The 24,035-nt window shown below is 73.1% G+C and carries 18 protein-coding genes; 5 read left to right on the top strand and 13 right to left on the bottom strand.

Annotation, left to right across the window (positions count from 1 at the left end; genetic code table 11):
- Positions 1–217: 217 nt before the first annotated feature.
- The 12 genes from ACPXCB_RS30940 to ACPXCB_RS30885 form a co-directional block, all read right to left on the bottom strand.
- Entirely contained in the window at positions 218–778 is a 561-nt protein-coding gene (locus ACPXCB_RS30940) for a dihydrofolate reductase family protein (protein ID WP_425879602.1), read from the bottom strand.
- A gap of 124 nt (positions 779–902) precedes the next feature.
- A complete protein-coding gene (locus ACPXCB_RS30935; RefSeq protein ID WP_425879600.1) occupies positions 903–1,547 on the bottom strand; it encodes a dihydrofolate reductase family protein in 645 nt (214 codons plus the stop codon).
- A 43-nt stretch (positions 1,548–1,590) separates the two neighbouring features.
- Positions 1,591–1,800, bottom strand: a complete 210-nt coding sequence (locus ACPXCB_RS30930) for a hypothetical protein (RefSeq protein WP_425879599.1) — start codon at positions 1,798–1,800, stop codon at positions 1,591–1,593.
- Between the two features lie 212 nt (positions 1,801–2,012).
- A complete protein-coding gene (locus ACPXCB_RS30925; protein ID WP_425879597.1) occupies positions 2,013–4,433 on the bottom strand; it encodes a carbohydrate-binding module family 20 domain-containing protein in 2,421 nt (806 codons plus the stop codon).
- 270 nt (positions 4,434–4,703) lie between these two features.
- Positions 4,704–5,633 carry an ROK family protein gene (locus tag ACPXCB_RS30920; protein WP_425879596.1) on the bottom strand — a complete coding sequence of 310 codons (930 nt, stop codon included), beginning with the start codon at positions 5,631–5,633 and terminating at the stop codon, positions 4,704–4,706.
- 40 nt (positions 5,634–5,673) lie between these two features.
- Entirely contained in the window at positions 5,674–7,131 is a 1,458-nt protein-coding gene (locus ACPXCB_RS30915) for an argininosuccinate lyase (protein ID WP_425879595.1), read from the bottom strand.
- Between the two features lie 63 nt (positions 7,132–7,194).
- Positions 7,195–8,148 (bottom strand): amidohydrolase family protein, encoded by a 954-nt coding sequence (locus ACPXCB_RS30910; protein ID WP_425879593.1) that lies wholly within the window; start codon positions 8,146–8,148, stop codon positions 7,195–7,197.
- Complete coding sequence (locus ACPXCB_RS30905; RefSeq protein WP_425879591.1) at positions 8,145–9,125, bottom strand: creatininase family protein; 981 nt, start codon at positions 9,123–9,125, stop codon at positions 8,145–8,147. Before ACPXCB_RS30905 ends, ACPXCB_RS30910 begins: the two co-directional genes overlap by 4 nt.
- Positions 9,113–10,906, bottom strand: coding sequence for an ABC transporter permease (locus tag ACPXCB_RS30900; protein WP_425879589.1), 1,794 nt, complete (start codon positions 10,904–10,906; stop codon positions 9,113–9,115). Before ACPXCB_RS30900 ends, ACPXCB_RS30905 begins: the two co-directional genes overlap by 13 nt.
- On the bottom strand, positions 10,903–11,976 hold the full coding sequence (locus ACPXCB_RS30895) for an ABC transporter ATP-binding protein (RefSeq protein ID WP_425879587.1): 1,074 nt from the start codon (positions 11,974–11,976) through the stop codon (positions 10,903–10,905). Before ACPXCB_RS30895 ends, ACPXCB_RS30900 begins: the two co-directional genes overlap by 4 nt.
- Positions 11,977–12,068: 92 nt before the next feature.
- The gene (locus ACPXCB_RS30890; RefSeq protein ID WP_425879585.1) at positions 12,069–13,118 is read right to left on the bottom strand and encodes an extracellular solute-binding protein; all 1,050 of its coding nucleotides are present in this window, start codon (positions 13,116–13,118) and stop codon (positions 12,069–12,071) included.
- A gap of 50 nt (positions 13,119–13,168) precedes the next feature.
- On the bottom strand, positions 13,169–14,332 hold the full coding sequence (locus ACPXCB_RS30885; RefSeq protein ID WP_425879583.1) for an ROK family protein: 1,164 nt from the start codon (positions 14,330–14,332) through the stop codon (positions 13,169–13,171).
- A 417-nt stretch (positions 14,333–14,749) separates the two neighbouring features.
- Here ACPXCB_RS30885 and ACPXCB_RS30880 point away from each other — a divergent pair, with 417 nt between their 5' ends.
- Positions 14,750–17,446 (top strand): sugar-binding protein, encoded by a 2,697-nt coding sequence (locus ACPXCB_RS30880; RefSeq protein ID WP_425879581.1) that lies wholly within the window; start codon positions 14,750–14,752, stop codon positions 17,444–17,446.
- 87 nt (positions 17,447–17,533) lie between these two features.
- On the opposite strand, the gene ACPXCB_RS30875 is transcribed toward ACPXCB_RS30880, so the two are convergent.
- Complete coding sequence (locus tag ACPXCB_RS30875; protein ID WP_425879579.1) at positions 17,534–18,295, bottom strand: sulfite exporter TauE/SafE family protein; 762 nt, start codon at positions 18,293–18,295, stop codon at positions 17,534–17,536.
- A 192-nt stretch (positions 18,296–18,487) separates the two neighbouring features.
- Here ACPXCB_RS30875 and ACPXCB_RS30870 point away from each other — a divergent pair, with 192 nt between their 5' ends.
- From ACPXCB_RS30870 to ACPXCB_RS30855, 4 genes are all read left to right on the top strand, one after another.
- On the top strand, positions 18,488–18,859 hold the full coding sequence (locus tag ACPXCB_RS30870) for an SCP2 sterol-binding domain-containing protein (protein WP_425879577.1): 372 nt from the start codon (positions 18,488–18,490) through the stop codon (positions 18,857–18,859).
- Positions 18,852–20,933, top strand: a complete 2,082-nt coding sequence (locus ACPXCB_RS30865; protein WP_425879575.1) for a glycogen debranching N-terminal domain-containing protein — start codon at positions 18,852–18,854, stop codon at positions 20,931–20,933. Before ACPXCB_RS30870 ends, ACPXCB_RS30865 begins: the two co-directional genes overlap by 8 nt.
- 11 nt (positions 20,934–20,944) lie before the next feature.
- A complete protein-coding gene (locus ACPXCB_RS30860) occupies positions 20,945–21,547 on the top strand; it encodes a cysteine hydrolase (RefSeq protein WP_425879574.1) in 603 nt (200 codons plus the stop codon).
- A gap of 141 nt (positions 21,548–21,688) precedes the next feature.
- Positions 21,689–24,035, top strand: a 2,347-nt coding sequence (locus ACPXCB_RS30855) for an amino acid adenylation domain-containing protein (RefSeq protein WP_425879573.1), incomplete at its 3' end; no start/stop codon positions are given.

Raw genomic sequence — 24,035 nt, 5'->3', positions numbered from 1 at the left:
CATCTCGAACACCGACACGCGAAGATCCTCACTCAACAGCTCAAGCCCTGGCACCGACTTCGACACAGGCCCTAGGCGTGTCGTAGAAGTGTCGGCAGCCTGGGCCGTGTCGTCGTAGTGGTGGTGCTGCCGCCGCAGGCCCTGGGTCACTGACGTCGTTCGTCCCAGGTCAGTCGGCGCGACGACCGGAGCAGGCACTCCTGGCGGTCACGCCGGGTCAGCCGTCCACGCGGTAACGCGCGAAGATCGTGCCCTGCGAGAAGGTGTGCTGGTCGAGCAGGGTCAGGTTGCGGCGGACGCGGTCGGGAAGGGCGCGCGTGCCACCGCCCACGAGCACCGGGCAGATGATGAGGCAGATCTCGTCGACCAGGCCGGCCCGGTGGGCCTGGGCGGCCAGGTTGGCGCCGCCGATGGCCAGGTCGCGCGTGGCGGACTCCTTGAGCGCGCGGACCGCCTCCGGGTCGAACGTGCGCTCGATGCGGGTGCGGGCGCTGCGCGGCTCTTCCAGGGTGGACGAATACACGATCTTGTCGGCGGAGCGCCAGATCTCGCTGTAGTCGAGGATGTAGTCGGGCTGGCCGGGCTCCTCGTGGGCGGTCTCCCAGTAGGACATCACGTCGTAGAGCCGGCGGCCGTACAGGTGGGTGCCGATGCCCCGGTCCAGGTCGTTGAGGAAGCGGTGCACCTCTTCGACCGGCTCGCTCCAGCCGAACTTGCCGTTCTCGTCGTTGACGTAGCCGTCGAGGGACACGATGTCGGTGTTGATCAGCTTGGCCATCTCTCCGCCTAGGTGTCGGGTCGTCTCGTGCGACCGTTGGCAGCCTGGTGGCCCAGTATGAGACGAGGGCCCGACAATCTGGCGGCCCGTCCGGGCCACCTCCCGGCCTGCCTACCGGGCGGCTTCAGTCGTCGCGTCCGGCACCGCGATCCGGCGCGCTCATGTCCCCCGTCGCGGGCGTGCCGTCGGCGAGCCCGTAGCGCAGGTAGACGGTGCCCTTCGGGCCGGCCACCGGCGGTTCGAGAAGGGTGACGTTCGTGGGCACCGCGCCACCGTCGAACACCTTCTTCCCGACGCCGAGCACGATCGGGTACACCCAGAGGTCCAGACGGTCGAAGAGCTTCTCGCGCAGGAGGGTCTGCACCAGGTTCAGGCTCCCGACGACCTTCACGTGCTCGTGCCGGTCACGGATCTCGCGCACCGCGCCGGCCAGGTCCGGGCCGAGCTGCGTGGACCCGGCCCACGAGAGGTCGGGCCTGCCGCGGGAGGCCACGTATTTCGGGACGCTGTTGAAGAGCGTGGCGATCTCGTGGTCCTCGCCGCCCTCCTGGTGCGGCCAGTGCGCGGCGAAGATGTCATACGTCCGCCGGCCGAGCAGGAGGGCGTCGGTGCCCTCGTAGGCGGCACCGACCTGCGCCCCGGAGACGGCGTCCAGCAGGGGCGCCTGCCAGCCCCCGAACGGGAACCCCGCCGGGTCCTCGTCGGGGCCGCCGGGCGCCTGCCCGACGAGGTCGAGGGTCGCGAACAGTTCGATGTGGATCAGGCCCACGTCCTACCCCCGGTGAGTTGGTGTGCGATCCGGCACTCGGCACTCACGATAGGTCATGGACCGTGTCCGAACGGGTGACCGCGCGGGCTGCGGCGTGCCGAGCGAAGATCTCGCGGACGGCGGGCAGTTCGTCGCCCTCGTCGGCGTCGATGTACCAGCCGTGCTCCGTGTCCGCGACGACGGCCTCCGGGGTGAGGAAGTCCCGGCCGAAGCGGTAGACGCCCAGGCAGTAGGCGAACTCGGATCCGGTCATCGGGTCGATGCCGGTCTGGTCGCAGTGGTCCAGCAGGCCTTCGGCGACCCGCTACTGCTCGCCGTCGAACCACGCCGCAGGCCCAGTGGATCGTGCGGCCGGTCGGCACGTCCATGGGCAGCCATGGTAGCCATCGCGGGGGCGACGCCCGACCCGCCGGCGGCGACGCGCGGCCGGGTGGCCGGCCCCGTCGGGGCCGGCCACCGGTGGCGTCAGCGCCAGGTGTCGGTGCGGGTGTGGGTGCCGCCCGCCGGGGTGGTGAAGCTCCGGTTGCCGCCGGCCTCCCAGGTGACGGAGCCGTCGGCGTTCTTCTTCAGGTACTTGTACTCGACGGCGGTGTTCGGCGGCAGGCTGACGGTGGCCCGCCAGAGCGGGTAGTCGGCCGGGGAGAGCGCAACGGCGTTCGCCGGGTTCCAGCCCCCGAGGGCGGGCAGGTTGCCGACGACGTACACGTTCTGGCCGAATGAGGTGGTGGCGGTGGCGTGGAAGGCGGTGGCGACCGGCCCGGCGGTGTCGCCACGGAAGGTCTCGGTGACGGTGTGGGTGCCGCCCGCCGGGGTGGTCAGGCTCCGGTTCGCGCCGGACTCCCAAGTGACGACCCCGGCCGCGGTCTTCTTGATGAACTTGTACTCCACGGTGGCCGACCGGGGCAGGTCGACCACGCCGCGGAACACGCCACCGGCGGCGGGCAGCCGCACCGCGTTCGCCGGCGCCCAGTTGCCCAGCGCCGGGACGCCACCGACGACGTAGACCTCCTGGCCGGCGGCCACGGTGGCGGTGACGGTGAAGGTCGTGGCGACGGTGTCCCCCACGGGCCCCGGCACGTAGGCGTCGGTCCGGGTCGTCGTCCCACCGGCGGGGGTGGTGAAGGTGCGGCTGGCGGCCTCCTGCTCGACCACCGTGGTTCCGCTCTTGACCAGGTACCGGTAGGAGACGGCGGTGGCCGCCGGCAGGTCGACCGTCGCGGTCCAGGTGCCGGTGCCGGTACGGGTGAGCGGCACGGAGCTGACCGGGTCGCCGTTGCCGAGCGCGGGGGTGTCGCCCACGAGGTGCAGCGTCCGGTCGGCGGGCAGCGAGGCGGCGGCCGTGAACGTGGTGGCCACCTTCGCGGCGGGGCCGCCGCGGGCGTTGGCGTGGATGGCGACCGCGCCGTTGGCGGGGATGGTGACGGTGGCCCGGCCGCCGGTCACGGTGACCGTGGCGCCGGTGCACCCGGCGGCGGTGGCGGCGCCGGAGACGACGTCGCAGTACGCGCCGTCGGCGAGGCCGGTGACGAACTGGGCGGTGCTGGCGGCGGCGGAGTCGTTGATGCCGATCCACCCGCGGTCGCCCCGGTGGAAGCCGATGACGTTGCTGTTGACGACCGTGAAGTCCGAGATGGTCTTGACGTTGCGGGCGGTGTTGGCCCAGCCGACCATGCCCTTGATCCCGGTGGATCGGGTCAGGCAGGTCCAGGCGCCGCCGCAGACGGTGTCGGTCACGTGGCCGCTGCCGGTGGCCGGCGGCGACTGGTTGCGGTTCGACCAGGTGAAGCTGTCGTAGACCGAGGGCTTGCCGTGCGGGTACGCCAGCGCGAAGTAGTTGGCCAGGGTGTAGTCGCTGCCGTTCTTGTAGGACAGCACCACCCCGTCGCGTTCGAGGTCGTGGTTGGTGACCATGGCGAAGACGTTGGCGCTGGGCGCGTCGAGGTTCCAGTTGGGAACGTTGGCGAGGTTCGCGATCGAGCCCTGGAAGCTGGAGCGCAGGCCCTTGGCGTACCCGAAGTCGAGTACGTCGCCGTTGCCGATGAACGCCCGCGCCTTGAGCGCGTCGTTCGAGGCGCCGTCGAAGATCTCCTGGGCGACGTACGGGCGCTTGTTCTCCGCCACGGTGTTGTTCAGCTTGCCGAGGATGGCCGCGAAGTCGGCCTTCTTGACGTGCTTGACCGCGTCGACGCGGAACCCGTCCACGCCCAGCCCGATGAGGTCGTTGAGGTACGCGGCGATCTTGTCGCGGACCTGTTCCTTCTCGGTGTACAGGTCCGACAGGGAGAGCAGCTCGCAGCTGGTCACCTGGGACTCGTTGTTCCAGTCGGTGATGCCGCCGGAGGTCGGGCAGTTGTCGCCGGGGTGGTGGAAGTCGCCGTGGCCGTACGGCACCGCCGGGTAGCCGTAGCCGGTGAAGGTGGTGCCGGCGTAGCCGACGGTGCCGGCAGGGTTGTTGACGCCGGCCATGTGGTTGACGACCGCGTCGACGTAGACGCGCACGCCGGCAGCGTGGCACGCGGTGACCATGGCGGCGAACTGCTGGCGGTTGCCGAACCGGCTCTCCAGCTTGTAGGACACGGGCTGGTACACCTCGTACCAGGGGTGCACCCCGTCGGCGCTGTCGGGCAGGCTCACCGACTCCTGGGGCGGCGCGACCTGGACGGCGCCGTAGCCCGCGGGGCCAAGGTGGTCGGTGCAGGCCGCGGCGACCGAGTTCCAGTTCCACTCCCACAGGTTGGCCGTCACCTCGCTGTCGTTGAGGGCGACGGCGGCGTGGGCGGGCGCGGCGGCGGTCGCCACGAGCGGGGTGGCGCCGGACGCGACGACGGCGGCGGCGAGGAGCAGGCGGGGGATGCGGGCGCGCAGGGGCGGTGTCGATCGTGCCATGACAGAAGGACCTACTTCCGGGGACGAAGAGGCACTGACGAGGGGACGGCCGTCCGGGTAGCAAAGACAATGCTCGATCGACGGCAGTCTCTGCAATACCTTGCAGCAAACTTCTCGAAATTTCATGGCAACACTGCCGACGACCCCCGACAGGTCTCGTTCATATCCCTTAAAAGCCACGAAGCCGACGATCCATGGTGGATCGTCGGCTTCATACTCTGCAAGGACTTGCAAGCGCCGCGTGCCCGACGACGGCGCCGGCCGGGCCGGTCAGCGGGGGGTCGGCACCGCCTCGCGGGCGAGGATGACCGCGCCGAGCAACGCGGCGTCGTCGGCGAACCGCGACAGCACCACCTCCGGCGGGTACGGCAGCACCGCCGCCATCCGCTCCCCCAGCAGGCCGCGGATCAACGCGTTGCCGGCCACCCCGCCGACCAGCACCACCCGCTGCGGGTCGAGCAGCAGGCAGCAGGTGACCAGGTGCCGGGCCAACTCGTCGGCGCGGGCGGTCAGCGCGTCCCGGGCAGGGCCGGGCCGCTCGGCGGCGGCGGCCAGCCCCCGCGCCCCGCCCGGCACGCCGAGCGACTCGGCGAGCCGGTCCAGCGCCCGGCCGGAGAAGCCCAGCTCCAGCATCGTGCCGGGCCACGGGCCGCCGGCCACGGCGTACCCGATCTCGCCGGCCGCACCGTGGTGACCGGCCAGCACCGACCCGCGGACCGTGACCGCCGCCGCCACGCCGGTGCCCAGGCCCACCACCAGGCCGGGGTCGGCGTCGCGGAGCGCGCCGAGCCGCAGCTCGGCCAGGGCGGCGGCGTTCAGGTCGTTGTCGACCGCCACCGCCGGCACCGCCAGCCGGTCCCGGACCGCGTCGGCCAGGCGCAGCCCGTCCCAGCCGGGCACGTTCGGCGCCAGGTCGATGCCGTCGGAGCGGACCACGCCGGGCGAGGCGATCCCGGCCGCCGCGACCGGCGCGCCGACCTCCCCCACCAGCTTCGCGGCCAACTCCAGGGCGCGGTCCAGGGCCTGTGGGGCACCCCGCTCGGCGTACGTCGGCACCCGCTCGCGGGCCAGCAGCCGGCCCTCGCCGTCGGCCACCCCGACCGCCATCTTGGTGCCGCCGAAGTCGATGCCGAGCAGCACGCCCGCGGCACCGGCCGGCGACGCGGACTGGGCGGCCCGGCCGGCGAGTCGCACGCTCACCGCACCACCTCCACGCACCCGGTCGCCGCGTCCCGCGCGCTCATCGGGCCGCCCCCTGCGCGGCGACCGCGTCCAGCGCCTCGTCGGCGGCGGCGAGGCGGTCGCGGACGGCGGCCAGCCGGCCGGCGACGGTGTCGAACGTGCCGCGCAGCACCGCCACCTGGGCGCGCACCGCGTCCGCGCCGGGACCGTCGACCTGGGCGCGGTCGAGCACCAGTTCCGGGCGTACGGCGGCGGCGATCAGCTCGGCGACGGCGTCGTCGTCGAGCCCGTCGGCGATCCCCTCCGCCGCCGCCCGGACGGTCTGCGCGGTCCAGGTGGCCGGGGCCCCGCCCCGGACCAGCCGGCCGACGACCGAGTGGGCGGCCCGGAACGGCACCCCGTGCCGGGTCAGCGCGTCGGCCGCGGCGGTGGTGGTGGCGCCGGAGGCGACGATCTCCTCGGCCGACGGCGGCTCCAGCGGCTCGATCTCGGCGAGGAAGCCGCCGAGCAGGGCGAAGAACCGGTCGGTGCGGTCGTTGCTCTCCCAGAGCCGCACCTGCACGTCGGTGGTGGCGTTGTTGGAGTCCTCCCACCAGGCGGCGCCGACGTTGTTGAGCACGCTGGCGGCGTCGGCGGCGGTGGCGCCGGCCATCGAGACGAGGTGCTCCAGCACCACCGGGTTGCGCTTCTGCGGCATGATGCTGCTGCCCTGGGTGAAGTCGCCGGGCGTGGTCACCCAGCGCCAGCTCAGCCAGTCCATGAGGGTGCGGGCCAGCCTGGCGCCGGTCGCGAGGGCCTGGGCGTTGAGGGTGCCGACCCGCACGAGGTGGTCGGCACCGGCCACCGCCTCGTACGAGTTGGTGACCAGGCCGTCGAAGCCGAGCAGCTCGGCCACCCGGGCGGGGGCGATGTCGAGGTCCGTGCCCGCGAAGGCGCAGGAGCCCAACGGCGAGGTGTTGAGCTGGTCGATCAGCTCGGCGTAGGCGACTGCCTCCCCGGCGAGGGCCTCGGCGTAGCCGGCGAGGGCGTGCCCGATGGTGGTGGGCTGCGCCGGCCGGCGGTGGGTGTAGCCGGTGATCACCACGTCGGCGTACCGGTGCGCGGAGTCCAGGGCGGTCGCGCCGGCGGCGAGCACCCGGTCGAGGACGCCGAGGAGCTGCTCGCGCAGCAGCATCCGGAACACCCCGGCGTCGAGGTCGTTGCGGCTGCGGGCCATCTGCACGTCGAGCTCGGAGGTGGGGATGCCGCACGCCTGCGCCAGCCGCTTCTCCATCAGGTAGTAGGTGTCCTCGAAGGTGCCGTCGAACTCCGGCGCACCGGCGGTGTCGGCGCGCAGCTCGGCCAGCCCGCGCAGCAGCCGGGCGCCGCGCTCGGCGGGCACCAGCCCCTGCTCGACCAGCATCACCACGTGGGCCTGGCTGGCCCGCACCATCGCCGGGAAGAGGTACCCGACGTGGTGGTCGTAGGTCGGCCGGAGGTGGTGCCGCTGATAGGTGGTCAGCGCGGGTGTGCTCATGACGGTCTCTACTTCCTTCCGTGCCGGGCGCGGCGGCGCGCGTCGCGTCCGGGCGTCAGCCGGTCAGTCGTCCAGGCCGAGCAGGCGCTCGGCGTTCCCGGCGAAGATCGCGCGTAGGTGGTCGTCGGGCAGCCCCAGCTCGCGGCAGATCCGTAGCTGGTCGTCGAGGTAGCGGGTGACGTACCCACGCGGGAACCATGACGAGTCGCTGCCGAACACGATCCGGTGCGGGCCGATGGTCTCGTAGCAACGCCGGAACAGCTCGTCCAGCGTCAGCTTGTACGGCATCCAGCGCACCCACTGGTTCGACCCGGAGGTGTCGACGTGGATGTTCGGGCAGCCCCACGCGGCGAAGAGCAGGTCCTGCACGTGCTGGACGCCGAAGTGCGGCACCACCACGGCCAGCTCGGGAAAGCGGCGGGCCATCCGGGCCAGCTCGTCCGGGCCCCCGTGCCGGCCGTGGGACAGGCCGCCGGCGCTGCCGTAGTGTCCGATGTGGATCAGCACCGGCACGCCGAGGCGCTGGGCGGCGCCCCAGAGCGGGTCGAGGGCCTCGTCGTCGAGCGGGCCGCGCAGCAGCGGGGCGAAGAGCTTCAGCCCGCGCAGGCCGCGCTCGGTGACGGCGCGTTCCAGCTCGGCGGCGGCGCCCGCGCCGTACGGGTCGTGGTGGGCGAAGCCGAGCAGCAGGTCGGGGTGGCGGTCCACCACGTCGGCGACGGTGTCGTTGCCGCCGCCGGTGACGAAGACCGCCCGGCGCACGTTCACCGCGCGCAGCTCCTCGGCCCAGCGGTCCGCCTCGTCCTGCCAGCGCTCGGCGGGCGGCTCCGGGTCCGGGAAGCCCCACGACTGCCGCCACTGCCGCGCGTACGGGGCGGAAGCGGCGGCGCGGACCGCCTGCCCGTGCTCGCCGCCGGGGTGCATGTCGGCGGCGTGCTCGCAGGCCCGGATCGTCTCGTCGGCGCCGATGCGGAAGTGCAGGTGGAAGTCGACGACGTCCAGTCCACGGTCGACGGTCACGGCGCCTCCTCGGGCTCGGGTCCGCCGGCCGGCGCGGCCGGTGGCGCGTCGGCGGCCGGCGGGGCGTCGGTGGGCAGCGGCGCGTTCGCGTCCGGTGCCGCGTCGGTGGGCAGCGGGGCGTCGGTGGGCGGGGCGGACGGCGGGGCGGCCACCCAGGCGGCGACGACCTCGCGCAGCCGGGCGCCGGCCAGCTGCCGGACCCGGCGACCGGCCTCCTCGCCGGCCAGCGAGATGTGCCCGGACCAGCCCTGCCACGGGTCGGGCCGGGACTCCACCAGCACGTACGGGTGGGTCACCGGCAGCTTCGGCTTCGGCGGCAGGTCGGCGACCGCGTCGAGGCGGACCGCGTCGGGGTCGAAGCCGAGCACCCCGGAGGTCTCGTACGCGCCGCCGTGCCCGCGCGCCGGCAGCGGCCCGTACAGCTCGGCGGTCTCGGCCGGGGTGACCAGCTGGAACCAGTTGACCAGCAGCAGGCTCGCCGTGCGCCGCCCGGAGACCCACTCCATGGCGGCGCGGACGGTCGACATGTTCGCGTCGTGTCCGTTGACGATCAGCAGCCGGGGGAAGCCGGCGGCCACGATCCCCTCGATCACGTCGGCGAGGTAGCCGACCGCGATCTCGGGCCGGATCGCCACGGTGCCGGGCCACGGCCGCGTCTGGCCGGGGCAGGCGGCGTACGGCACGGCGGGAAAGAGCACCCCGCGCGGGCCCGCCGGGGTGGCCGTGCCGTCCGGAGGCGCGGAGCCGGCACCGGACGGCACCGCGCCGTCGCCGTCGAGCGCGCTCTCGGCGGCGAAGCCCTCGGCGAGGATCAGGTCGGTGCCCAGCGGCAGGTGCGGGCCGTGCCACTCGACGGCGCCGACCGGCAGCACCGCGAAGTCCGCCGCCTCGGCAACCGCCGCCAGTTCTCCGCCGGGGATCCGGGCGGCGGGGACCAGCCCGCCGCCCCCCGGCCAGGCCGCGCTCACGCCGTCCACTTGGCCGCCTCCCGACTGGAGCGCCGGCCGCCCTCCAGGCGACCGGAGACCACCATCACCACGAAGATCAGGACCACCTGGAGCATGCCGTACGCGGCGGCGGTGCCGACCTCGAACGAGTACATCCGATTGTTGATCTCGACGGAGATCGGCGCGGTGTCAGAGGTGTAGATGAGCACCGAGGCGACGAACTCGCCGACGCCGTGCACGAAGGCGAGCAGCGCGCCGGCCACCACGCCGGGCAGCATCAGCCGCAGGGTGACCGTGCCGAACGCCCGCCACCAGGACGCGCCCAGGTTGCGCGCGGCCTCCTCCAGCGACGGGTCGAGCTGCGCCAGGGCGGCCGAGCTGGACCGGAACACCAGCGGCAGGAACCGCACGAAGTACGCCAGCGGCATGATCCAGAAGGTGCCGATCAGCACCTGTCCGAAGCTGAACGCGTTGCCCGTGCTGAACGCCGAGATCAGGTTGATCGCCACCACCGTGCCGGGCAGCGCCCAGGCCAGCATGACCGCCACGTCCAGCAGTCCCCGGCCGCGGAAGTCCAGCCGGCGCACCGCGTACGCGATGAGCACGCCGACGACGACGCAGGCGACGGTGGCGATGAGGCTCATCTGCAACGAGTTGAGGATCGGCTGGAACGCCGCCGGGTCGGAGAAGATCGTGACGAAGTTCTGCGTGGTGTACGCCGCCGGGATGACCTCGGTGGTCCAGGAGCCGTCCTCGGAGAACGCGACCAGGGCGATGGTCGCCACCGGCGCGAGCAGGACCGCGGTGGCCAGGACCGAGGCGGTCAGGGCGAGCCACTTGCCCAGCGGGTTGGTGATCTCGCGGCGGTGCGCGGCGACGCCCTTGGACTGGGAGCGGTAGCTGCGCCGTCCCTCGTACCAGCGCATGCCGAGCAGGAACAGCACCGAGACCACGCCGAGCACCGAGGCGTACGTGGAGGCCATCGGCAGGTCGCCGTTGGTGCGGTTGATGTAGATCTGCATGGTCATCGTCTGGTCCACCCCGAACAGCAGCGGGGCGGTGTACGACGCCAGCGAGGTCATGAAGACCAGCAGCGAGGCGGAGACCAGCGCCGGGGTGAGCATCGGCAGCAGCACCGTGCGCCACACGCGGACCCGGCCGGCGCCCAGGTTGTACGCCGCCTCCTCCACCGACGGGTCCATGCCCGACAGCGCGGCCGAGGCGGACAGGTAGAAGTACGGGTACATGGTGAACGTGTGCACGACCAGCACGCCGGCGATGCCGCTGAACGGCAGCACCGGGTTCTCGGCGCCGAAGAGCTGCTGGAGGCCGCGCGGCAGGATGCCGGTCTCGCTGTAGAGCAGCTGGAACGAGATCGCCCCGATCAGCGGCGGCAGCGCCGCCGGTACCAGGATGATCGCCTCGATCAGCTTGCGGCCGGGGAACGAGAAGCGCTTGAGCAGGAAGGCCATCGCCACGCCGACGACGCCGCAGAGCAGCACGCTGGCCGCGGAGATGATCAGCGAGGTGACCAGGGAGGACCGGGCGACCCCGCCGCCGGTGACGAAGCTGCCGTAGTTCTCCACCCCATCCACGCCCACGCTCTCGGCGAAGGTGGCGAACATCGGCTGCACCACGTACCCGAAGAGGATCAGGGCGAGGGGGAAGACCAGGACGTACGGGAACCAGCGCGAGCCGGTGCCGCCGGCGAACCGGTCGGCGAGCCGGCGGCGCGGGCCGCGCGGCGGCGTCGGCTCGCCGGTGATCGGCGCGACGGTCGCCGGGCTGGGGGTGGCGGGGAGGGTGCTCACGGGCGCACCACCCACATCCGCTCCCGGTTGAGCCGCAGCCCGACCTGGTCGCCGGCGGCGACCCCGGCCGGCACGTCGATCGCGGCGACCTGGACGGGCTCGCCGGCCACGTCGACCACGAGGTTGGTCGCCATGCCGGTGAACTCCACCTCGGTGATTCGGCCGGGCAGCGCGCCCGCCTCGGTGGTCGAGGTCAACCCGATGTGCTCGGGCCGGACGGAGACCGACGCGGTGTCGCCCTGGCGCAGGCCGTGGTCGGTCGGGGCGGGTGCGGTGATCTCGCCGCCGGCGGGCAGCCCGACGGTGACGGCCTGCTCGGCGGCGGCGACCACCGGCAGGGTGAGCACGTTGCTGCGGCCGATGAAGCGGGCCACGAAGCTGGTCGCCGGGCGGTGGTAGATCTCCTGCGGGGCGCCGATCTGCTGGACCCGGCCGGACTGCATGACCGCGATCCGGTCCGACATGGCCATCGCCTCGGCCTGGTCGTGGGTGACGTAGATGGAGGTGGTGCCGGCCTCGCGCTGGATGCGGCGGATCTCGACCCGGGTCTCCTCGCGCAGCTTGGCGTCGAGGTTCGACAGCGGCTCGTCGAGCAGCAGGGTGCGGGGGCGGATCACCAGCGCCCGGGCCAGGGCGACGCGCTGCTGCTGGCCACCGGAGAGCTCGTCGATGCGCCGGTCACCGTAGCCGGCGAGGTGCACCTGGCCGAGCGCCTCCTCGACCCGCCGCCGCGCCTCGACCCGCCCGACCTTGCGGATCTTCAAGCCGTACGCGACGTTCTGCGCGACGCTCATGTGCGGGAAGAGGGCGTAGTTCTGGAACACCATGCCGGTGTCGCGCTTGTTCGGCGGCCGGCGGGTGACGTCCTCGGTGCCGAACCGGATCCGGCCGGAGGTGGGGAAGTAGAACCCGGCCACCATGCGCAGGGTGGTGGTCTTGCCGCAGCCGCTCGGGCCGAGCAGCGTGAAGAACTCCCCGGCGGCGATGGTGATGTCGACGTCGTCCACGGCCGCGGTGTCGCCGCCGCGCGCGAAGCGCTTGCTCACCGACTCGAGCGTGACATCGATCATGAGGTCCTCTCCTTCGTGCGGTACCGGACCTGGACGGTCGTCAGGTGGGGGCGCGGGGGCGGGGCGGGCCCGCCCCCGACACGCCCGGGCGGTCAGCCCTTGTTCTTGATCTGGCCGTTCCAGTGGTTGATCCACTCGGTCTCGTTCTTGCCGATCACGTCCCAGTTGACGTCCAGCGGCTTGAGGCCGAGCTGGGCCAGCCACTCCGGCTTCTCGGCGATGTCCACGGCCGGGATCTGGTAGTAGTCCTTGGCCAGGTCGGCGCGGAGCTTGTCGTCGAAGAGGAACTCCATGAACTTCTGGGCGCCGGTGGTGTTGCCGCCCTTGACCGCGGCGATGCCGTCGACCAGCACCGGGGCGCCGGAGGCGGGCATCACGTAGCCGAACGGCATGTTCGACTGGTTGGCCTGCAGCAGGACGTCCTGGAGGTTCCAGGCGCTGACCACGCCCTGCTGGCGGGAGAGCTTCAGGTAGAGGTCGGTCGGGTTGGCCGCGTACGCGCCGGTGTTGGCGTCGAGCTTCTTGAGCCAGTCGTAGCCGGGCTGCGGGTTGCTGCCGTCCGGGGACTGCCGCATGATCATGGCGGCGTAGATCGACCGCATCGTGCCGGACGCGGCCACGTCCCGGATGATGATCTTGTCCTTCCACTCCGGCTTCAGCAGGTCGTCCCAGTCCTTCGGGGCCTGCTCCGGGGTGAGCGCCTTGTTGTTGTACATGATGACCTCGGGGAGCAGGATCTCCCCGAACCAGCGGCCCTCGGCGTCCTTGTACTTCGGGTCCATCTTGGCGGCGAACGCCGGCTGCCAGGAGGTCAGCAGGTCCTCGCCGGCGCCGGCGGAGAGCCCCTGCTGGGTGCCGCCCCACCAGACGTCGGCCTGCGGGTTGGCCTTCTCGGCCCGGACCCGCTCGAGGATCTCCTGGGCGCCCAGGTTGAGGATCTCGACCTTGCCCTTGTACTCGGGGTACTTGGCGGTGAACTGGTCCACCACGTAGGTGGAGACCTTCTTGTCGCGGGCCGTGTAGATGGTCAGCTTCTCGGCGCTCGCGCCGCCGGCCGCGTCGTCACCACCGCCGCCGCCGCAGGCGGTGCCGGCGGCGAGCACGGTGGCGAGCGCACCGGCGAGGAGAAGTCGACGTCTCATGGGGTACCTCCGAGGGGTGTGGGGGGGACTGCGGTGTGCGTGGTGTGTGGTCAAGGGGTCGGCAGCAGGGTCGGCATGCCGGCGGCAGCCGCGGAGAGGGCGTAGCTGACCGCCCCGTGCAGCACCGCCCGGTCGCCGAGCACGGCCCGGCGCACCTCGGTGGTGCTCGGTGCGGCGGCGGTGACCAGCGTCTGGAGCCGGTCGACGGCGGCGTCGTCGAGGTGGGCGGCCGCCCCGCTGAGCAGCACCCGCCCGGGGTCGACGACGCAGACGCAGGAGACGATGAGCCGCGACCAGGCCGCGAGCACGTCGTCCAGGTAGGCGGCGGCCCGGTCGTCGATGGCCGCCAGCGCCACCAGGTCGGCCACGGGCGAGTCCGGCCGCCGCCCGGGGGCCAGCGCCACCATCCGCTCGGCGATGGCGTTCTCCGACCAGCGGGCCTCGAACGGACCGATCCCGTCGTGGCCCCGGTCGGTCGGGTCCAGTGGCAGGAAACCGACCTCGCCGGCGGCCCCGCCGGCGCCCCGGCGGACCTGCCCGTCGAGCACCAGGCCGGCGCCGATGCCGTCGGCCACGTGCAGCAGCAGCAGGTCGGCGACGTCGCTGCCCGCGCCGACGGCGTGCTCGCCGGCGGCCATCAGGTTCACGTCGTTGTCCACCACCACCGGCACCCCGAGCCGCCGCTGCACCGACTCCCCCACCGGCCGGCCCTCGACGAGGCCGACCGAGGGGGCCAGGCGCACGGCGCCGCCGGTGGAGATGCCGGGCGCGGCGATGGCCACCCCGCGCAGCGCCGGCAGTCCGTCGCCGGCGAGTTCGGGGATCGAGCGGCAGATGGTGTCGACGATGTCGCCGGCGAGCCGGACCGCCCGGTGGGCGATGACGGCGCCGTCGCTGTCGGCGATCTCGCAGCTGATCCGGGACGGCTCCAGGGAGACGGCGGCGACCAGCTCGGCCCGCGGGTTGAACTCCAGCATCGCCCGTGGCCGGCCGGTGCGGGAGGTCCCCGGGCCGCGCTCGATGAGGTACCCCTCGGCGATCAGCTCGCGCACGAGCGGGGTGAGCGTGGCGGGGCTCAGCCCGGTGAGCTCGGTCAGCTCGGCGCGGGAGAGCACCCGCACCTGGCGGGCGGTGGAGATCACGGACAACCGCTTGATCTCCTTCGACCGCTCCCGGCTCACCGGGCTCGTTGGTGGCGTCACCACGTCAGTCACACTTCCTTCTTACGGCGAACGAACTATTGAGTCAAGTAACGAAACCGTCTCGCTACCTTGCGGCCTCCTCCTTGAGCAGCAGAAACGCCCTTCCTTTGACCTCAGGGGAGGCCGTCGGACGGGCACACTCACCACCCGCAACACCTCGGATGGCGGGGGGTTAGTTTCTTCCGCAAATAAAGAAAGACCTTGCAAAGCATTGACGGGCCGCCGCGCCGGTCCCTAGCGTCACCGGGCGAAGGCCTTCCAGTGTGTACGGACCCCCGTGCCGCTGCGTACCTGAGGTGACGCCGGCGCTCCTAGTGCCCCGGCGCCCCTGCCCGCCCTCTCTCCGTCCGACCGCGACCCCCACGTCGACGCCCCGCGTCCGACGTCGCCGGCCGCTGCCCGGACCTCGCGTCACGCGAAAGGATCCGCATGCGTCTCAAGGCGTTCCTGCTACCCACGGCGCTCGCCCTGGCCCTGTCCGGGACACCGGCCATGGCCCTCGCCGCACCCACCGACGCCCGGCCGACCGACGCCGTCGACCTGGACGTCCTCTTCGTCAGCGCGCACCCCGACGACGAGGCCGGCAGCCTCGCCACCCTCGGCCAGTGGAAGGAGAAGCACGGCGCCAAGGCCGGCGTCGTCACCATCACCCGTGGCGAGGGCGGCGGCAACGCCGTCGGCCTGGAGGAGGGCCCGCCGCTGGGCATCATCCGGGAGCGCGAGGAACGCACCGCGATCGGCCGCGCCGGGGTGGAGAACCTCTACAACCTCGACCGCGTCGACTTCTGGTACACCGCGTCCGCGCCCCTGTCCGAGCAGATCTGGGGCCACGACGACACCCTCGCCCAGATCGTCCGGGTGATCCGGCAGACCCGGCCCGAGATCGTCATGACGATGAACCCGTCGCCCACGCCCGGCAACCACGGCAACCACCAGCAGGCCGCCCGCTTCGCCGCCGAGGCGTTCCACGCCGCAGCCGACCCGAAGGCGTTCCCGGAGCAGGTCACCAAGGAGGGGCTCAGGCCGTTCCGGGCGGCGAAGTTCCTGCGTACGGGCGGCAGCGGCAGCTCGTCGACCGGGCCGCAGTGCGCCACCGGCTTCGTGCCGGCCGTCCCGACCGACCAGGTGTTCGGCGTCTGGGAGGGCACCCGCAGCGCCGGCGGCAAGACCTGGGCCGAGGTCGAGGTCGACGCCCGCCGGGACTACGTGACCCAGGGCTGGGCCAACACCGCCGCCGCCCCCACCGACCCCGCGAAGATCCGCTGCGACTTCTACACCCTGGTCGACAGCCGCGTCCCGTACGACCCGGCGGACACCTCCCCCGAGGCGATCCTGCGCGGCTCGGTCCTGCCCCCGGCCGCCGGCGGGCTACCCAAGGGCACCGAGCTCTACCTGACCGCCGACCGGTTCGACCTCGCCCCCGGGCAGAGCGTCGAGGTCACCGCGCACGTGCGGGCGCCCGGCAACCGGGCCCTCACCTCGCCCCGGGTCTCGCTGCGGCTGCCGCAGGGCTGGACCACCAGCGGCTCCGGCGCGGTGCGCGGCGCCGTACCGGCCGGCAAGGAACGGACCGTCACCTTCACCGTGACCGTCCCCGCCGGCGCCGACACCAACGAGCAGCACCTCGTCGGCGCGTCCCTGAGCACCGGGCAGGGCACCGGCCGTACGGACCGCGCGGTCCGGGTGGTCGCCGACGTGCGCGGCACCCTGGAGCCGCTGCCCGAGGTGGGGCTGTTCCGCACCTGGGCCGGCGACAGCGGCTACCCGCAGCTGGACACCCTGATCAAGCCGGTGCTGACCCTCGGCTCCGGCAAGAGCCGGACGGTCCGGGTCGACCTGCGCAACCACGGCAGAACCGCCCAGAGTGGCACCGTCGCCCTCGGCCTGCCGGCCGGCTTCACCGCCGACGCGCCGACCAGGAGCTACGCGGCCCTGGCGCCGGGAGCGACCGGGGCGGTCACCTTCACCGTCACCAACAGCGACGCCAGCCTGCCGACCGCCAACGAGGGCGGCGACGGCGGCGACTACGGCATCACCGTCACCACCACCAGCGCCACCGGCAGCACCGTGGAGACCGGCGCCCTGGAGCTCGTGCCGACCAGCGAGGTGCCGCACGCCGGGCACGACCATGCCGTCGACGGGGTGGCATCCCCGGGCGAGTACCCCGGCGAGGAGCTGGACCTGTCCCGCATCTGGGAGGGACAGGCCACCACGCCACAGGACGCCTCGGCCACCGGCCGGATCGCCTTCACCGAGGACGCGCTCGTCGTGTTCGTACATGTCACCGACGACGTGCTCGGCAAGAAGGTGGTGCCGCAGGACTGCAAGCGGCAGCGGCGCACCGACAGCGTGGAGATCATCGTCGACCCGAAGGGGAACTCGACGGACACCTCCACCGTGTTCAAGGCGGGCATCTTCCCGGTCACCGACGACCCCGCCAACGGCGACCCGCCGTGCTGGCAGCGCGACGCCGACAACCGGCAGGGACCGGGCGCCACGACCGCCCCGGGGATGACCGTCGTCAGCAAGGTCACCGCGCCGTACACCGGCTACACCATCGAGGCGCGCATCCCGTTCGCGGTGCTGCCCGACGCCATCGACCCGGCGCGGATGGGCTTCAACGTGCTGGTGTACGACTCGGACACCCAGGACCTCAGCTCCCAGTCCCGGCTGGGCTGGTCCACCTTCACCGGCGTCCGGGCCGACCCGTACCGCTACGGCCTGGTCACCCTGCCCGGTCTCACCCCGGCCCAGCGGCAGCCCAGTGCCCCGGTCTTCCCGGACACGGCCGCCCGTAGCGTGCACAGCCCGCAGACCATCGCGCAGTCGGCGGTGGACGGCGTGGCTCCGGCAGCCGTCACCCGGCTGCCCGAGCGGGCGCTGCGGCTGACCGGCCAGCGGCAGGTGGCCGGCGGCGTGCAGGTGACCGTCCGGGCCGACCGCGCCGGCACGGTGTACCTGCACACCTGGGACGGCGACCGGTCGCTCGGTGAGCGTTCGGTGCAGGTGCCCTCCGGCCGCCCGGTGACCGTCGTGGTCCCGGCGACCGGTGGCACGCCCATCTCGGTCCTGGCGGCCTTCGAGGCCGGCGGCGCCGCGCTCGCCCGCCAGGTCCCGCTGACCTGACCGGTGCGCGACGGGCCCCTGCCATCCGAGCGGACGGCAGGGGCCCGTCGCGTCGTCGGGGGCGAGACTCCCCGGCGGCAGCGCGGTCTACAGGACGTTGCGTCTCAGCAGGAACAGCCCGAAGAGCACCCCGAACGCGACGACCACCGCCCTGAGCGGGCCCTCGGGGAGTCTGCGGAGCAGTCGGGCGCCGACATAGCCGCCGACGACGGTCGCCGGGGCGACGACTGCCACCCCCGCCCAGTTGACGGTGCCGAAGAGGACGTAGAGCACCACCGCCGTGAACGAGATGACGGCCGACAGCAGGTTCTTCAGGGCGATCGTCCTGGTGAGCGGCTCGTGCTGGAGGAGCGCCAGGCCGGCGACCAGGACGATGCCGAACCCGGCGCCGACGTAACCGCCGTAGACGCCGCCCAGGGCGACGGAGAGTTGCAGGGCCGCCGGGTGTGCCCGCCCCGGCCGCAGCGCGGAGCGCCGGACCAGCCTGTCCAGCCGGCCCCGCAGACCGAGGACGGCCGACGCGGCAAGCACCAGGAACGGCACGATCACGTCGAAGACGCGGGTGGGCGTCACCAGCAGCAGCACCGACCCGACGACGCCGCCGACGACCGCCGCGGGCAGGACGCGTCGCACGTCGCTGCGGGGCGGCAGGTCCCGGTACCCTCCGGCGACGCTCGCCACGTTGCCGGGGAAGACGGCGACGGTGCTGGTCAGCTTGGCGGTGAGCGGCGGGATGCCGGCAGCGATCAGCGCCGAGAAGGCGATCAGGGAACCGCCGCCCGCGACCGCGTTGAAGGCGCCCGTGGCGACACCGGCGGCGACGAGCAGCGTCGCCTGGATGGGATCCATCGGGTCCCAGGCTAGTGGCGATGCCCGGCGGCGGGGCGGGTGTCGGTCGGGCCGCCCGGCCCGCCACGCGCGGGACGGCCCGGGGCCGGCCGGCGGTGGGCGCGCCCCCGGCGGGGCCGCCGGAAGTTCACCCTCTCCGGGTGAGGCGGTGGCGGCGTTTGCGGGGAATGGTGGCCGGTGAGGAGGGTCGCGATGGCGGATGCCACCGAGGATTTCTTCCACGGCCTCGCGCGCCGTGGGCACGACCGCCGGCTCAGGGCGATCGACGAGGGCAGCGTGCGCTTCGACATCAGCCGCGGCGGCCGGACCGACCACTGGCTGGTCTCCATCGACAAGGGCGACGTCAGGGTCTCCGAGGAGGCGACCGGCGGGGACGCGGTCGTCGAGGCGGACCGGGCGGTGTTCGACCGGATCGCCAGCGGGGAGGCGTACTTCCTCACCACCGTGCTGCGCGGCGAGGCGGCCGTGGCGGGCAGCCCCCGGCTCTTCGCGACCGTCCGGAAGCTGTTTCCGCCGCCGCCCACGTCCCGGGGCACACGCCGCCGGGGAGGTGGCCATGAGTGACGGCCAGGTGAGCATCCTGGACGGCACGACCTTCCTGGTCTGTGACCGGGCCGGCGACATCGTCCCGTCGCCCGACACCCCGCTCGGCCTGTTCGCCCACGACACGCGCCTGCTGTCGAAGTGGGTGCTGACGATCGACGGGGAGCGGTTGAGCACCCTCGCCATCGACGACATCCACTACTTCGAGAACCGGTTCTACCTGGTCCCCGGCCACCAGGACGTCTACGTCAACAGCACACTCTCCGTGCGGCGGGTGCACACGCTCGAGACCGGCCTGCACGAGGAACTCAGCATCATCAACCACGACAGCCGGCCGGTCGACCTGACCGTCCGGGTCGAGGTGGACGCCGACTTCGCGGACGTCTTCGAGGTCAAGGACGCGACGGCGCGGAAGAAGGGCCGGCACTACCGGCGCATCGACGACGGACGCCTCGTCCTCGGCTACGAGCGGGAACGGTTCCGGCGGGAGACGATCGTCTCCGCCACGACGCCGGCGGAGCTGGACGACGACGGGCTGACGCTCGCGGTCCACCTCGAACCGCACAGCAGGTGGCGGACCAGGCTCACCGCCGAGCCGGACCTGCCGATGCCGGGAGGACTGGAGCGGCTCACCATCCCGGGGCGGGCGCGCGGCCGGGACAAGGAGCGCCGGCTCAAGGACTGGCTGGCGGAGGCGCCCCGGCTGGAATCCGGCTTCGAGCCCCTGCGCGGCGCGTACCGGCGTAGCCTCATCGACCTGGCCGCGCTGCGGTTCAGCCCGTTCCTCGCCGAGGACCGGAGCGTACCGGCCGCCGGTCTGCCCTGGTTCATGAGCCTGTTCGGCCGGGACAGCATCCTCACCAGCCTCCAGGCGCTGCCGTTCGCGCCCGATCTCGCCGCCACCACGCTCAGGGTGCTCGCGTTCCGGCAGGGCAGCCGGGTCGACGACTTCCGGGAGGAGGAGCCCGGCCGGATCCTGCACGAGATGCGGTACGGGGAGATGAGCGTGTTCGAGGAGACGCCGCACACTCCCTACTTCGGCAGCGCCGACGCCACTCCCCTGTTCCTGGTGCTGCTCGACGAGTACGAACGCTGGACCGGCGACGCCGCGCTCGTCCGCTCGGTCGAACAGGAGGCGCGGGCGGCGGTCGACTGGATCGACCACTACGCCGACCTGACGGGCAGCGGCTACATCTCCTACGAGCGGCGCAACACCCGCAACGGCCTGGAGAACCAGTGCTGGAAGGACTCCTGGGACGGCATCTCGTACCAGGACGGGCGGCTGCCCGGCTTCCCCAGGGCGACCTGCGAGTTGCAGGGGTACGCGTACGACGCGAAGATGCGCACCGCCCGGCTCGCCCGGACGATCTGGGACGACCCGGCGTACGCGGACCGGCTGGAACGGGACGCCGCCGAGCTCAGGCAGCGCTTCAACCGCGACTTCTGGGTCGCCGACGGCGAGTACATGGCCCTCGCGCTCGACGGTGACGGCCGTCAGGTGGACGCGCTGTCGTCCAACATCGGCCACCTGCTGTGGAGCGGCATCGTCGACGAGTCGAAGGCCGCCGCCCTGGCGCGACATCTGATGTCGCCCGCGCTGTTCAGCGGCTGGGGGGTGCGCACGCTGGCGGAGACCGCGAGCCGCTACAACCCGATCGGGTACCACGTCGGGACGATCTGGCCGTTCGACAACTCCTTCATCGCCTGGGGCCTGCGTCGTTACGGGTACGCCGACGAGGCGGCCCGGATCGCCGCCGGGATCCTGGACGCGGCGGTCTTCTACGACGGCCGGCTGCCCGAGGCGTTCGCCGGCTACAGCCGGGCCGAGACCAAGTATCCGGTCAACTATCCCACCGCGTGCAGCCCGCAGGCGTGGTCCGCCGGGGCCACCCTGCTGCTGTTGCGCACGATGCTCGGGCTGCAACCGGTCGGCGAAGACCTCGTGATCAGGCCCGCTCTGCCCGCTAGTCTCGACTTCGTGGCGCTGCTCGACATTCCCGGGCGGTGGGGGCATCTCGACGCGTACGGCAGAGGGCCGGCCGGCGCGGGCGGACGCGGCCACCAGCCGGCGCCGCAGCAGCTCTCCGCGCCGTGACGGGAGGGACGATGCGAGAACTCGACCCGAGGCGGACCGCCGTCGTCGGCGTCCACTGGCAGCACGAGGTCGTCAGTCCCGACGGGGTGTTCGGTCCGTTCTTCGCCGAGCAGGTCTCCCGGCACCGCGTCGCCTCGTACGCGGCGCAGGTCGCCACGGCGGTGCGCGCCAGTGGCGGCCTCGTCGTCTACACCCGGGTCGCGCACCGGCCCGGATATCCGGACCTCATCCCCAACACGCCCAGCTTCGCCATGCTCCGGGAGCGGCAGGCCTTCCTCGAGGGCGCGCCCAAGGCCCGGATCGTCGACGAACTCGCGCCGGAGGCCGGCGACGTCGTCATCACCCACGTCCGGCTCACCGGCTTCTTCGGCAGCGAACTCGACACCGTGCTGCGGCGCCGGGGCGTGGACACCGTCCTGTTCACCGGTGTCGCCACCAACCTCTCCGTCACCGGCACGGTGTTCGAGGCGGTCAACCACGGCTACCGGCCGGTGGTGGTCTCCGACGCGTGCACCGCCGCGACCGACGAGACGCACCGGGCGAGCCTGGAGACACTGGGGCAACTCGGCGAGGTGGTCACCACCGCCGAGGCCGTCGACCGCCTGTCGAGGTGAGCCATCGGGCGGGCGGTCCGGCGCCCCGGTGGGGCCGCTCCGGCGGGCGGCCGGCCAGCCCCGACAACGGCCAGGACAGCCCCTAGCCCGGCCCGTTTGCATTGACGACGGGCGTGCCACGCTGGCAGCATCCGGCTCATCATGATCAAGGAAAGCGGTTGGTCAGCGCCCCCCGTCCCCGGCCGGCCGTCCGGCCAGCCCGCCGGGGGCGAGCCACACCACGCGGACCTCGTCCATGAGGCGATCGTCCGGCATCCCGCCGACGCGTTGGCGCTGGGCACGGACGACGCCCTCGTCACCTACGGGGAGTTGCGCGCACGCAGCAGCCGGCTGGCCCGGCACCTGCGGGCCACCGGGGTACGCCGAGGTGACCTCGTCGCCGTCCTGCTGCCCCGCGGTGTCGACGGGATCGTCAGCGTGCTGGCGGCGCTCACCGCCGGTGCCGCGTACCTGCCCATCGACGCCGGCTACCCGCCGCAGCGGGTCCGACACATGCTCACCGACTCCCGGGCGCGGGTGCTCGTCACCGTACGGTCGCTGGTCCGGCCCGACCTGGTGGTTCCGGGCACCCCGGTCGTCCTGCTCGACGACGACCGGGCCACGCTCGCCGCGTACCCCGACCGCCCGCCGGCCGTGCCGGTCGGCCCGGGTGACCTCGCGTACGTGATCTACACCTCCGGGTCCACCGGCCTGCCGAAGGGGGTCATGGTCGAGCACGGCTCGCTGCGCGGGCTGGCCCGGTGGCGGGCCGACGCGGAGCGCCTCGGTCCCGACGACCGCTGCCTGCACCTGTTCTCCCCCGGCTTCGACGCGTCGGTGTGGGACATCTGGGCGCCGCTGGTGGCCGGCGCCAGCCTCTGGATGCCCGACGACGCGACCCGGGTCGACCCCGACCGGCTGGTGGACTGGCTCGCCGCGCACGCGATCACCTCGGCGACGCTGCCCACCCCGCTCGCCGAGGCCGTGCTGACCCGGCCGGCGCCGGCCGACGGGGCACTGCGCATCCTCGGCGCGGGGGGCCAGCAGCTGCTGGCCCGCCCCCGCCCCGAGCACACGTTCACCACCGTCAACCTGTACGGCCCCACCGAGGCCACCGTGCTGGCGATGGCCGGGGAGGTGGCGGTCGAGGGCGACGGCCCGCCGTCGCTCGGGCATCCGGCCGCGGGCGCCGCCATCCGGCTGCTCACCGACGACCTGCGTCCGGTGCCCGCCGGCAGCCTGGGCGAGGTGTTCATCGGTGGGCCGGGCGTGGCCCGGGGGTACCACGACCGTCCCGCCCTGACCGCCGAGCGCTTCCCGCCCGACCCGTACGGGCCGCCGGGCAGCCGCCTGTACCGCACCGGCGACCTGGCCCGTCAGCTACCGGACGGCACCTACCACTTCGCCGGCCGGGTCGACGACCAGGTGAAGCTGCACGGCCACCGGATCGAGCTGGGCGAGATCGAGAGCGTGCTGCTGCGTCATCCGGGCGTGCGGGCCGCCGCGGTCCGTGTGCACGACGGCACGGCCGGTCCCCGGCTCGTCGGCTACGTCGTGCCCGAGGTCGGTCCGGACGACGCGACGCTGGCCGAGTACGCGGCCCGGTACCTGCCGGCGACCATGGTTCCCGCCGCGTGGGTCCGACTCGCCGCCCTGCCGCTCACCCCGCACGGCAAGCTGGACCGGGCCGCGCTGCCCGCGCCGGCGGAGCAGGTCAGCGAGGCGCCCCGCGACGACCTGGAGCGGCGGGTGGCGCAGGTGTGGGCCGACGTGCTCGGCCGGACGCCGGGCCGCGACGACAACTTCTTCTCCCTGGGCGGGCACTCGCTGCGGGCCACGATGGTCGCCGTCCGGTTGCGCGAGCGGTTCGGGCTGCCGATCTCCGCCGCGATCGTGTTCGAGGCGCAGACCGTGGCCGCGATGGCCGACCGACTGCGGGCCGAGGTGACGGCCGGTCCGACGACCGTCGGGGGCGAGGACGATCCGGTCGTGTCCGGCGCCGGGACACCGAGCAAGCCGGATCCGGTCCTCGTCCCGCCGGACGGCGAGACCTCGTCGCCGGGCCGAGTCCTGTCGTTCGCGCAGCAACGCCTGTGGTTCCTGCACACCCTCGACCCGAAATCCACCGCCTACAACACCCAGACCGCCTGGCACATCGACGGCGAACTCAACCTCGACCACCTCGACACCGCCATCAACGAAATCGCCCGCCGGCACGAGATCCTCCGCACCACCTTCGCCGAACACGACGGCGTCCCCGTCCAGATCGTCCGCCCCGGGCCCACGCATCACCGCACCCGCCACGACCTCACCCACATCGACCCCCAACACCACGACCACCACGTCCGCGAGATCCTGCGCGCCGAACTCGACCAACCGTTCGACCTCACCACCGGCCCACTCCTACGCTGCCGAACCCTCCGACTCTCCGACACCGCACACGTGCTCTGCCTCACCTGGCACCACATCGTCCTCGACGGCTGGTCCGTCGGCCTCTTCCACACCGAAC

Source organism: Micromonospora sp. DT62, from assembly GCF_049847285.1.
Lineage (GTDB): Bacteria > Actinomycetota > Actinomycetes > Mycobacteriales > Micromonosporaceae > Micromonospora > Micromonospora reichwaldensis.
This window is presented reverse-complemented; position numbering and strand designations above follow the sequence as displayed.

Bases quoted from the DNA above. Each gene is read 5' to 3' on its own strand.
- ACPXCB_RS30940 (WP_425879602.1), bottom strand. From the start codon at position 778: ATGGCCAAGCTGATCAACACCGACATCGTGTCCCTCGACGGCTACGTC.
- ACPXCB_RS30930 (WP_425879599.1), bottom strand. From the start codon at position 1,800: ATGACCGGATCCGAGTTCGCCTACTGCCTGGGCGTCTACCGCTTCGGC.
- ACPXCB_RS30925 (WP_425879597.1), bottom strand. From the start codon at position 4,433: ATGGCACGATCGACACCGCCCCTGCGCGCCCGCATCCCCCGCCTGCTC.
- ACPXCB_RS30915 (WP_425879595.1), bottom strand. From the start codon at position 7,131: ATGAGCACACCCGCGCTGACCACCTATCAGCGGCACCACCTCCGGCCG.
- ACPXCB_RS30895 (WP_425879587.1), bottom strand. From the start codon at position 11,976: ATGATCGATGTCACGCTCGAGTCGGTGAGCAAGCGCTTCGCGCGCGGC.
- ACPXCB_RS30890 (WP_425879585.1), bottom strand. From the start codon at position 13,118: ATGAGACGTCGACTTCTCCTCGCCGGTGCGCTCGCCACCGTGCTCGCC.
- ACPXCB_RS30880 (WP_425879581.1), top strand. From the start codon at position 14,750: ATGCGTCTCAAGGCGTTCCTGCTACCCACGGCGCTCGCCCTGGCCCTG.
- ACPXCB_RS30875 (WP_425879579.1), bottom strand. From the start codon at position 18,295: ATGGATCCCATCCAGGCGACGCTGCTCGTCGCCGCCGGTGTCGCCACG.
- ACPXCB_RS30870 (WP_425879577.1), top strand. From the start codon at position 18,488: ATGGCGGATGCCACCGAGGATTTCTTCCACGGCCTCGCGCGCCGTGGG.
- ACPXCB_RS30865 (WP_425879575.1), top strand. From the start codon at position 18,852: ATGAGTGACGGCCAGGTGAGCATCCTGGACGGCACGACCTTCCTGGTC.
- ACPXCB_RS30860 (WP_425879574.1), top strand. From the start codon at position 20,945: ATGCGAGAACTCGACCCGAGGCGGACCGCCGTCGTCGGCGTCCACTGG.